This window comes from uncultured Desulfovibrio sp. (assembly GCF_910584445.1).
Lineage (GTDB): Bacteria > Desulfobacterota > Desulfovibrionia > Desulfovibrionales > Desulfovibrionaceae > Desulfovibrio.
On the sequence record NZ_CAJUBO010000001.1, the window covers coordinates 25,522 to 35,502 of the forward strand.

Annotated in this window: 7 protein-coding genes; all 7 read left to right on the forward strand. The window is 66.3% G+C overall.

All coding sequences use genetic code 11. The features are described 5' to 3' along the window. The first annotated feature begins 11 nt into the window (after positions 1 to 11). Positions 12 to 665 carry a hypothetical protein gene (locus QZ294_RS00110; protein WP_297044891.1) on the forward strand — a complete coding sequence of 218 codons (654 nt, stop codon included), beginning with the start codon at positions 12 to 14 and terminating at the stop codon, positions 663 to 665. Positions 666 to 688: 23 nt separating this feature from the next. After that, positions 689 to 1,783, forward strand: coding sequence for a BMP family ABC transporter substrate-binding protein (locus QZ294_RS00115; RefSeq protein ID WP_297044895.1), 1,095 nt, complete (start codon positions 689 to 691; stop codon positions 1,781 to 1,783). A gap of 431 nt (positions 1,784 to 2,214) precedes the next feature. Beyond that, positions 2,215 to 3,852 carry an L-lactate permease gene (locus QZ294_RS00120; RefSeq protein ID WP_297044897.1) on the forward strand — a complete coding sequence of 546 codons (1,638 nt, stop codon included), beginning with the start codon at positions 2,215 to 2,217 and terminating at the stop codon, positions 3,850 to 3,852. Between the two features lie 405 nt (positions 3,853 to 4,257). Beyond that, on the forward strand, positions 4,258 to 5,634 hold the full coding sequence (locus QZ294_RS00125; RefSeq protein WP_297044900.1) for an aminotransferase class III-fold pyridoxal phosphate-dependent enzyme: 1,377 nt from the start codon (positions 4,258 to 4,260) through the stop codon (positions 5,632 to 5,634). Between the two features lie 80 nt (positions 5,635 to 5,714). Next, positions 5,715 to 6,884: an NAD(P) transhydrogenase subunit alpha gene (locus QZ294_RS00130; protein WP_297044903.1), complete on the forward strand. Its 1,170-nt coding sequence runs from the start codon at positions 5,715 to 5,717 to the stop codon at positions 6,882 to 6,884. Positions 6,885 to 6,974: 90 nt separating this feature from the next. Further along, positions 6,975 to 7,256 carry a proton-translocating transhydrogenase family protein gene (locus QZ294_RS00135; protein WP_297044906.1) on the forward strand — a complete coding sequence of 94 codons (282 nt, stop codon included), beginning with the start codon at positions 6,975 to 6,977 and terminating at the stop codon, positions 7,254 to 7,256. Positions 7,257 to 7,305: 49 nt separating this feature from the next. Next, positions 7,306 to 9,981, forward strand: a 2,676-nt coding sequence (locus QZ294_RS00140) for an NAD(P)(+) transhydrogenase (Re/Si-specific) subunit beta (protein ID WP_297044910.1), incomplete at its 3' end; no start/stop codon positions are given.

The window sequence follows — 9,981 nt, forward strand, 5'->3', positions numbered from 1 at the left end:
GCGGAGGAACCATGGAGATGCAGAAACAAGGATTTTTCCGGGCATGCCTTGCCGTCGTTCCCTCCCTGCTGCTGGCGGCCTGCCTTTCCGCCAGCGGTCCCGAAAAGGCGCTGGACACGCTGGCCGACGCCCTTGATGCCAATGACAGCGCCGCCTTTCTTTCCGGCGTGGACATGGGCGCCTTTGCCGAAAACCATATCAGGAACATGACGGCCGATGCTCCCGCCCTGGGTTCCCTGGACGCGCTCGGCAATCTTCTGGGCCTGGGAAGTGTGGACAGGCTTCTGGACGATCTGCTGGACATGCGCGGCCGGCTGGAAACGGAATTCCGGCGCGGCGTGAGCAGCGGCGCGCTCATGGCCCGCTGCCGCACGGCGGAAACGCCGGACTGCCCCTGGGTGCCCCTGTCCCTGCGCGAGGCGAAGATCGTGGAAGTGGGCGCGGATGCGGCCATCGCCAGAGTCACCACGCCCGCGCGGCTCACCAGTTGGCTGGCCCTTCGCAAGGTGGGCGGGCGCTGGCTTGTGGTGGGGCAGGCCGTCATGGAAGAGACCGCCAGGAGCTACGCCCTGGGCGCGGGGAAAAAACCGTCCGCTCCCGACGGCGCGGGCCGGCAGCGTCCGGCGGCTCCCGCCGGAGAATCCGGCGGCGTGACCGCCATCTGAGAAAAATTGAAGGCAGCCACCTGATGATGGAGATCTTCCTCTTTTCGGACAGGGCGGCGCGGTGCGGCGCCGTGGTGTGCGCGGTGGCGTGCCTGGTGCTGGCGCTGCTGGCATGGACCGGTGCGGCGGACGCCGCCGGCGCGGACGGGTCGGGCACGGGCGCGCCCCTGCGTGTGACCCTGCTTCTGGAGCATGACGCCCCCTCCCCGTGGAACGACCTGCTGCGCGCCGGCCTTGCGCGGGCGGCCCGCGATTTCGGGCTGGAAGCCCGGGTGGTGATCGCGCCCAAGGCGCAGGATCAGGCGGAGGCGCTGCGCCGGGCCGCGGCCGCGTCGGAGCTGGTCCTCGTGGCGTCGGACGGCCTGCACGAGGCCCTGCGCGACAATGCGGCCAATTTCCGGCGCACCATGTTCGGCTGCATCGACGCGGGCGTGCGCGCGCCCAACATCATGTCCGTGACCTTTGCGGACGAGCAGGGTGCCTTTCTGGCAGGCGCGGCGGCGGCCATGCTCACCCGGGCCACGCGCCTGCCCGGCGTCAATGCCGCGGGCGTCATCGGCTGGCTTTCCGGGGAGGATACCCCGGCCATGCGTTCGCTCTTCAGCGGTTTTGCCGAGGGCGCCCAACTGGCGGACCCGGAGGTGCGCGTGGTCCAGGCCGTGGCCGGCTCCTTCACGGACGGCGCCGCCGCCGCGGCCAAGACCGCGGCCCTTCTGGACGCGGGCGCCGATGTGGTGGCCCTTGCCGCCGGCGCGGGCAATCCGGCGGCGCTGGAGCGGGTCAGGGCGGCCAACGCCTGGCTTGTGGGGCTGGATACGGACCAGAATTCCGCATTTCCCGGCCACACCCTGCTTTCCATCGTCAAGCGGGCGGACAACGCCGTGTACGAGATCGCGGCCTCGGCGGCTTCGCGGCAGTTCCGGGGCAAGGAGATCGTCGTGTACGACCTCGCCAACGGCGGGGTGGACGTGGCCGGGCTGCCGGCCTTTCTGGCGGCCGCGGGACAGGCCGCGCCCGACGGACTCGCCCGCCGCGTGGCCGAGCTGCGCCGGGAGCTGGAGAACGGCTCCATCCGCCTGCACTCGCTGCGCGCGCGGACGCTCTGCGACTGCCTGTAGGCCGGTTTCTTCTTTTGCGTTGTTGACACGCCTGATCTGTGTGGACCCTGCCGAAACTCTCCGTCAAAAAATCGTGTCTTTCCTCGCGCGGGCGGCGCAGGCCTCTCCCCATGGGCAAGGCCCGGCGATTTTGCGCCCCCCGCAGCGGGATTTGAATATTTATTGAATTTTCAACAATTATTCCCGGCCTTAACGCGGGAATTTCTTGTCGGCGGCCGGGAAAGTCCCGTATCCTCCTTCCTGGAAAGCCGTGCCGGGATTCCGGGACCCCGGCGGACGGCCTTCCGGGGACGCTGCCGGCACGCCCGGCAGCCGCGAAAACCGGGAACGGGTTTTCGCAGGTTCCGCCCGGCGGCCTTGCCGCCGCCGGCGCTGCCCTGGGAACGGAGCGGCCGTTCCCCGCACATTTGAGAGAAAAGGTTGGGACTGTCATGCCGTGGATCCAGAATTACATCACCGTGGGCGGAAGCACCGTAGGCTCGGCCTGCGTGGCGGCCATTCCGCTGATCATCCTCTTTTACATGCTTGCCGTCCGCAAGGCCAAGGGTCACATCGCGGCCCTGGCGGGGCTTGTCGGCGCGCTCGTGGTGGCCGTGGCCGTCTGGAAGATGCCCGTGGGGCTGGCCGTGAGCGCCACGCTCAACGGCGCGGCGTTTGGCCTTTTCCCCATCGTCTGGATCGTGGTCACCGCGGTCTGGGTCTATAACATGACCGTTGAATCGGGCGAGTTCGAGATCATCAAGGATTCGCTCGCCAGGCTCACCGATGACCGGCGCCTCCAGGCCCTGCTCATCGCCTTTGCCTTCAGCTGCTTCATCGAGGGCACGGCCGGCTTCGGCACGCCCGTAGCCATTGCCGCGGCCATGCTCGTGGGCCTGGGCTTCACCCCGCTCTGGGGCGCGGGCGTGGCGCTCATCGCCAATACGGCGCCCGTGGCCTTCGGCGCCATCGGCGTGCCCATCATCGTGGCCGCCTCGGTCTCCGGCCTGGACCAGATGGCCGTCAGCTCCATCGCCGGCCGTCAGCTCTCGCTGCTGGCGCTCATCGTGCCGCTGTGGGTCTGCGTTGCCATGTGCGGCTTCAGGCGCAGCATGGAGGTGCTCCCGGCCATCATCGTCTCCGGCGTCTGCTTCGCCGGCGTGGAATTCCTGCTCTCCAACTTCCACGGCCCGACCCTGCCGGACATCGGTTCGGCCATCGCCACCATCGTGGGCCTTGTGCTTCTGCTCAAGGTCTGGCGCCCCAGCCGCACCTACCGCTTCCCCGGCGAGGGCGAGGCGCGGCTCGAGGGCGAGGGCTATCCCATGGGCGTGGTGCTCCGCGCCTGGGGTCCCTACCTGGTGCTGGCGGTCTTCGTCTTCTTCTGGGGCCTGCCCGAATTCAAGAAGGTGCTCAACGGCGTGCCCGGCGCCCTGTTCGCCTTCGGCTGGCCCGGCCTTGACGGCGAGGTCTTCAAGACCGCGCCCATTGTCAAGGAAAATGCGGTCTATGCGGCCAAATACACCTTCAACTGGCTTTCCGCCGGCGGCACGGCCATCCTGCTTTCGGGCCTGGTTTCCGTGCCGCTCATGCCGCGCTACGGGTATGGCAGGGCCATCGCCTGCTTCTTCCGCACCATCCGTCAGCTGGTGCTGCCCATCATCACCATCGCCCTCATCCTGGGGCTGGCGTATCTGATGAACTACTCCGGCATGAGCGCCACCCTGGGCCTGGCCTTTACCCTGACGGGCGGCTTCTTCCCGTTCTTCGCGCCCATCCTCGGCTGGCTCGGCGTCTTCCTCACCGGTTCGGACACCTCCTCCTGCGCGCTTTTCGGCGGCATGCAGCGGGATACGGCCGTGGCCGTGGGCATGTCCCCCGAGCTTGCCGTGGCTTCCAACGCCTCGGGCGGCACCACCGCCAAGATGATTTCGCCGCAGTCCCTTTCCGTGGCAACGGCGGCCACGGGCATGGTCGGCGAGGAGGGCAACCTCTTCCGCTTCACCATCCTGCACAGCATCGGCATGACCCTGCTCCTGTGCGTGCTGACCTGGCTCCAGGCCGGACCGCTGGCCTGGATGCTGCGCTGACGCGGCGGCAGGTCCTTCTTTGGGGAGGCCCGTTCCGCATGCGCGGGGCGGGCCTCCTGCCGTCATCGGCGGAGGGCGGTGGCCCGGGCGTGCCCCGCCCGCGCTGAATCGAAAATGGATTATAAGTCGATTTCGGTTTGGCATTTTGTGCCATTTTGAGTCGATTGCGGTTTGCATTTGTGAGGCTCCGGGGCAGCAGGGGAACTCTTGCCTGGCAACGCTCCGGAATCTTTACAAATACACGGCCTGTGCCTTTTGGCACAAGGCTTGCTAGTTCAGGTCCGGCCCGGACATTCGAGAGGGAACGTCAGGGCCGTCACAGCAGCGATGTCCGACGCCGCCCCCGGATGTTCCGGTCGGGCATGCCCCAGGCGGCGCCAAGCACAAACGTCATCGGAGGAAGACATGGCGCAGTCCTTCAACGCCGCCGAGATGATCGCGGACGACAAAAAGTACGTCTGGCATCACCTCACCCAGCACAAAATCTTTGAAAAGGCCGACCCCACCATCTTTGTCAAGGGCAAGGGCATGCGGGTCACGGACATCCACGGCAAGGAATATCTGGACGCGGTCTCCGGCGGCGTCTGGACGGTCAACCTGGGCTACGGCAACGAGACCCTGACCAGGGCCGTGAGCGACCAGCTCATGGAACTGTGCTACTTTGCCAACGGCTACGGCAACATCCCCACCATCCGCTTCTCCAAGAAGCTTATTGAGAAGATGCCGGGCATGAGTCGCGTCTATCTTTCCAACTCCGGTTCCGAGGCCAATGAAAAGGCCTTCAAGATCGTGCGCCAGATCTCCCAGCTCAAGCACGGTGGCAAGAAATACAAGGTCGTGTACCGCAACCGCGATTACCACGGCACCACCATCACCACGCTTTCCGCCTGCGGGCAGGAAGAGCGCAAGATGCAGTACGGACCCTACACCCCGGGCTTCGTGGAATTTCCGGCCTGCTCGGCCTACCGTTCGCCCTATCCCGCCGGCACGCCCAATCTGGGCGAAAAGTTCGCCCGCGAGCTTGAGGCCGTGGTGCAGAAGGAAGACCCCGACACCGTGGGCGCGGTCATCCTGGAACCCATCACCGCCGGCGGCGGCGTCATCGTGCCGCCCGAGGGCTACTTTGAGACCATCACGGAGATCTGCAAGAAGTACGGCCTGCTGCTCATCATCGACGAAGTGGTCTGCGGTCTCGGCCGCACCGGCAAGTGGTTCGGCTACCAGCACTTCAACGTCAAGCCCGACATCGTGACCATGGCGAAGGGCGTGGCCGCGGGCTACGCGCCCATCTCCTGCACCGTGACCACCGAAGAGGTCTTCCAGGACTTCATCGCCGACCCGGCCGACCGCGACAGCTACTTCCGCGACATCAGCACCTTCGGCGGCTGCACCGCCGGACCCGCCGCCGGCTACGCCAATATCTGCTACATGGAAGAGCACCATGTGCTCGACAACGTGGTCAAGATGGGCGAGTACCTCATGGACGGACTCAAGGCCCTGGAAAAGAAGTACGAAATCATCGGCGATGTGCGCGGCAAGGGCCTCTTCTGCGGCCTGGAGCTTGTCAAGGACCGCGCCACCCGCGAGCCTGTCTCCGAAGCCGTGGCCGGCGCCGTGGTGGGCGAATGCATGAAGCAGGGCGTCATTATCGGCAAGACCAGCCGCTGCTTCCGCGAATTCAACAATACCCTCTGCCTGGCCCCGGCGCTCATCACCACCACGGCGGAACTCGACGAGATCCTCAAGGCTCTTGACAACGCCTTCAAGGTGGTCAAGGCCTAGCTTCCGGTTTCGGCGGGCCGGGACCGCGCGGTCCCGGCCCCTCCGGATTTCACCCTGTCAGCTTTCAAGGAGCGATCCCCATGAAATTTTCCGGTATGACCATCGGTGTTCCCACGGAAATCATGCCCGGCGAGCGCCGCGTGTCGTCCACCCCCGAAACCGTGAAGAAAATGGTCGATGAGGGCGCTGTCGTTCTGGTGCAGGCGGGCGCCGGCGAAGGCGCCTTCTTCTCCGACGATCAGTACAAGGCCGCCGGCGCCACCATCGTCGAGCGCGCCAAGGAAGTGTTCGACAAGGCCGACGTCATCCTCAAGGTGAAAGAGCCGCTCTTCAACGAGAAGGAAGGCATGCACGAGAGCGACATGCTCCGCGACGGCCAGTACCTCATCACCTTCCTGCACCCCGCCGCTCCGGTGAACCGCGAACCCATGAAAAAACTGCGCGATACCGGCTGCATCAGCATCACCCTTGACGGCATCCCGCGCATCTCCCGCGCCCAGAGCATGGACGCCCTGACCTCCATGAGCACCGTGGCCGGCTACAAGGGCGTGCTCATGGCCGCCAGCTACCTCTCCAAGTTCATGCCCATGATCGGCACCGCCGTGGGCGTCATCAAGCCCGCCAAGGTCGTGGTCATCGGCACGGGCGTGGCCGGTCTCCAGGCGGTCGCCACCGCCAAGCGCCTGGGCGCCGAAGTGACGGCCATCGACATCCGTCCCGACGCGGCCGAGCAGGCCCGCAGCCTCGGCGCCAAGTCCGTGGACACCGGCGTGCCCAAGGAAGTGGCTATCGGCGAGGGCGGCTATGCCCAGCGCCTGCCCGAGGAATGGCTGAAGAAGGAGATCGAGGTCATCAAGCCCGTGGTCAAGGATGCCGACGTCATCATCCTCACGGCCCTCATCCCCGGCAAGCTCGCCCCGGTGCTCATCACCGAGGAGATGGTCAAGTCCATGAAGCCCGGTTCGGTCATCGTGGACATCGCCATCGACCAGGGCGGCAACTGCGCCGTGACCAAGGCCGGCGAGGAAACCGTTTTTGCCGGCGTGACCGTCAGCGGCATCAAGAACATCCCCGGCATGATGCCCACCAGCTCCACCTGGATGTTCGCCAACAACATCTACAACCTGCTTGCCTACCTCACCAAGGACGGCAAGATCGTGCTTGACCGCAACGATCCCATCGTGGCCTCCTCGTTGACCACCATCAACAAGGAGATCGTCCACGCCGGCGCCAAGGAAGCCGGCCTGTAAAAGCCGCGCAAGGGCGCGCCGTTTCCCGGCAGGGCGGCGCGCCCTTTCCGTATCCGCCGTCCGGCGGCAACTTTCCGTGGAGGCACCCCCTTGACCACGTTCATCCTCATCCTGGTCTTCATCGCCGCGCTGATCATCGGCTACAAGGTGCTCAGCCATATCCCGAGCCTCTTGCATACCCCGCTCATGTCGAGCATGAACGCCCTTGACGGCGTCATCATCCTGGGCGCGCTCACGGCCACGCATCTGGCTACCACCACGCTGGGCGCGTTCTTCGGCGGCGTGGCTATCGCGCTCGCCATCACCAACGTCTTCGGCGGCTTCGACATCACCAACAAGATGCTCAGGATGATCGCCGGCAAGAAGCGCTAGGCCCGGTCCGTCCGCGTCCGCCGCCTGATGCAAGGGAGAAACTCCGCGCATGAGCACGCTCTATTACTACATCATTGCCACGGTGCTCGCTGTTGCCATCCTCTACGGCCTGCACCTGATGAGCAACGTCAAGACCGCCGTCCGGGGCAATGCCATTGCCGCCGGGTCCATGGCCCTGGCTATTGTCATCACCATGCTCCGCGACGATTCCTTTGGTTCCGTCAACCTCTGGATCGCCATTGCCGTGGGCATGGCCTTCGGACTCTTCCTCTCCAACAAGGTCAAGATGATCCAGATGCCGCAGCTCGTGGCCTTTCTCCACGGCTTCGGCGGCGGCGCCGCCGCCCTGGTGGGACTCATCATGCTGGTGGATGTGGGTCCGGAGTCGGCCTTCCACCGCATCGACGCCTGCCTGGCCCTCTGCTCGGGCATGACCACCATTGCCGGTTCCTTCGTGGCCGCGGGCAAGCTGCACCAGGTGCTGCCGCAGCGGCCCATCGTGCTGCCCAATCACAGCGGCATCGTCAACTTCCTGCTGGGCCTGATGCTGGTGGCCCTCTGCATCTACAATATCGCCCCCGGTTTTCTGCCCTGGCTCATGATTGGACTCATGTTCGCCACCGGCGCGCTCTTCGGCATCGTGTTCACCCTGCGCGTGGGCGGGGCGGACATGCCCATCACCATTTCCCTGCTCAACTCCATGGGCGGCATCTCCTGCGCCATCGCGGGCTTTGCCGTGGCCGACCCGCTGCTCATCGCCGTGGGCGGCATCATCGGCTCGGCGGGCTACATGCTCACGCGCGTCATGTGCAAGGCCATGAACCGGCGGCTCATGCCCATCCTGCTGGGCGAGTCCTCGGTGGCCGGCAGGAAGCCCGGCGCCGCCCCGGCCGCTTCCGCGCCTGCGGCGCCAACGCCGCCCGCCGGGCCTGCCGGGTCCGCCGCTTCCGGCGCGGCCGCCACCGATGACGATGACGATGCCGCGCTTGCGAAGCTGCTGCACGCGGCCAGACGGGTGATCATCGTGCCGGGCTACGGCATGGCGCTGGCGCAGGCGCAGCACAAGGTCAAGCAGCTTGCCGACGCGCTGGAGTCCAACGGCGCCACGGTGGACTACGCCATCCATCCGGTGGCGGGGCGCATGCCCGGGCACATGAACGTGCTCCTGGCCGAGGCCAATGTGGAGTACGAGCATCTGCTCGAGATGGATGTGGTGAATCCGCTCTTTCCCGAGGCCGACCTTGTGCTCATCGTGGGCGCCAACGACGTGGTGAACCCGGCGGCCAACACGGCCGAGGGCACGCCCATCTACGGCATGCCCATTCTGGACGTGGACAAGGCCAGGGGCGTCATCGTCTGCAACTATGACGAAAAGCCGGGCTATGCCGGCGTGCCGAACCCGCTCTACAAGAAACCCGGCGTCCACATGCGCCTGGGCGATGCGGCGAAGACCGTGGCCCATCTGGTGGATCTCGTCAGGGGCGATGTGGCGGCGCCCGCGGACAGCGGCAACGCGGCGGCAGGCGATGACGACGCCGCGCTTGCGAAGCTGCTGCACGCGGCCAGACGGGTGATCATCGTGCCGGGCTACGGCATGGCGCTGGCGCAGGCGCAGCACAAGGTCAAGCAGCTTGCCGACGCGCTGGAGTCCAACGGCGCCACGGTGGACTACGCCATCCATCCGGTGGCGGGGCGCATGCCCGGGCACATGAACGTGCTCCTGGCCGAGGCCAATGTGGAGTACGAGCATCTGCTCGAGATGGATGTGGTGAATCCGCTCTTTCCCGAGGCCGACCTTGTGCTCATCGTGGGCGCCAACGACGTGGTGAACCCGGCGGCCAACACGGCGGAGGGCACGCCCATCTATGGCATGCCCATTCTGGACGTGGACAAGGCCAGGGGCGTCATCGTCTGCAACTATGACGAAAAGCCGGGCTATGCGGGCGTGCCGAATCCGCTCTACAAGAAGGCGGGCGTCCACATGCGCCTGGGTGACGCGGCGAAGACCGTGGCGCATCTGGTGGAGCTCGCCAGGGCGGATGTGGCGGCGCCCGCGGACAGCGGCAACGCGGCCCCCGGGAGCGACGAGGCTCGCGCCGCAGAGCTGCTCAGGAACGCCAGACGGGTGATCATCGTGCCGGGCTACGGCATGGCGCTGGCGCAGGCGCAGCACAAGGTCAAGCAGCTTGCCGACGCGCTGGAGTCCAACGGCGCCACGGTGGACTACGCCATCCATCCGGTGGCGGGGCGCATGCCCGGGCACATGAACGTGCTCCTGGCCGAGGCCAATGTGGAGTACGAGCATCTGCTCGAGATGGATGTGGTGAATCCGCTCTTTCCCGAGGCCGACCTTGTGCTCATCGTGGGCGCCAACGACGTGGTGAACCCGGCGGCCAACACGGCCGAGGGCACGCCCATCTACGGCATGCCCATTCTGGACGTGGACAAGGCCAAGGGCGTCATTGTCTGCAACTATGACGGCAAACCCGGCTACGCTGGCGTGGAGAACCCGCTCTACACCAAACCCGGCGTCATTCTCATGTTCGGCGACGCGGCGAGGACCGTGGGGCGCCTGGTGGAACTCGCCCAGGGCGCCGTCCCCGAAGGCGCGGCCGCCGCGGTGCAGGCGGAACCGAAGGCCGATGCGGCCGCCATGCTCAAGAACGCCAAACGGGTGATCATCGTGCCGGGCTACGGCATGGCGCTGGCGCAGGCGCAGCACAAG